1 protein-coding gene is annotated in these 1145 nt (G+C 56.4%); it reads right to left on the bottom strand.

The features are described 5' to 3' along the window. Positions 1 to 509 precede the first annotated feature (509 nt). On the bottom strand, positions 510 to 1145 hold a 636-nt coding region (locus DXA66_RS14465; protein WP_347562893.1), incomplete at its 5' end, for a DUF5906 domain-containing protein.

Raw genomic sequence — 1145 nt, 5'->3', positions numbered from 1 at the left:
CGGACGGTTTTGCTGGTCTGGTCAGAAGGTTCTACGGCAGGGGTTTCGGACAATTTCATTGTAGGAGATTCGGGCGCGATTTTCAAGTCCTCACGGGTCAGTTTGGCGGAATTTTTGCGGACATTCGTCATAGGCATGTCTCCTTTGCACTTCTCCAGACCCGGTGCAGCTCCGGTTGAGCTGCACCCTTGTGGGCCGGTAAATATGTAAGGGCCTGCCGCTCCTGACCCGAAGCAGCAGCCCAAAAAAGTGCGAGAACTTGAATTTACGCGCCCTACGCGCCCCAAACCACACAAAAGTACCTTTCTGTGTTGATTTTATGGGGCGCATGGCTGGGATGCACGCGCCCTCTTGGGGCGCATCTTGATTTCCCTCCCGCCCCGAAGGGCGTGTTGCCGCCCCGCATCCGCCCGGAAAGGGCGGATGCAAACCCGAAGAAAATAGCGATAACAGGTGAAAACCGTCGATTTGGGGCGCATGGGGCGGGAGATTTTCACTTTTTGTGTGTTTTATGCCGCAGCAAAGGCAGGGTGGACGCATACGCCCCGGAAGCCGCGGTACTTTCCCTCGATGTGCTTGGAGAAGGTCAGGCCATACTTCCCTGCATTTTTCAGCAGGAACTGGCTGAACTTCTTTTGCGGAACAGGCGATTCCAGATTATCCTCGCACCACTTGGTGTAGGCGCGGTAGAGATAGGTGGAGCGTTCCTCGGTGTCGGGCTTGAAACGGACATACGCCGTTGCCTGCATGAACTGGGTCAGGTTGTCGCTGTCCGCCATGGCTGCTTCGAGGTTCTGGATGGAGCGCTCGCTGATGGTGAACTGATAGCGGTTCGCCAGCAGACGGTGCAGCCCCTCCAGCATCCACAGCAGGATGCCGGGGAGTTCTGCGGTCAACTTCTCAATGAGGAACGGGTCATCGACGCGGGCAGGGTCGCGATCTTTCACCGCCACCAAAATCTGTCTGCGCCAGAAGCCGTCGCTGTCATCGTGAGCAGCCACAAGGTTGCCATTGCCGAAGCAGATAAAACGAACGTACAGCAGACCTTGGACAGCCTGCTTGTTTTTCCGCTCGATGCACAAACGGTCTTCGGCGGTGACGATAGACTTGATGTTCCGTGTTTCGGGCAAAGCCACCATGTTCAG

Origin of the sequence: Faecalibacterium sp. OF03-6AC, from assembly GCF_003478175.1 — a bacterium.
Classification (GTDB): Bacteria; Bacillota; Clostridia; order Oscillospirales; family Ruminococcaceae; genus Faecalibacterium; species Faecalibacterium taiwanense.
This window is presented reverse-complemented; position numbering and strand designations above follow the sequence as displayed.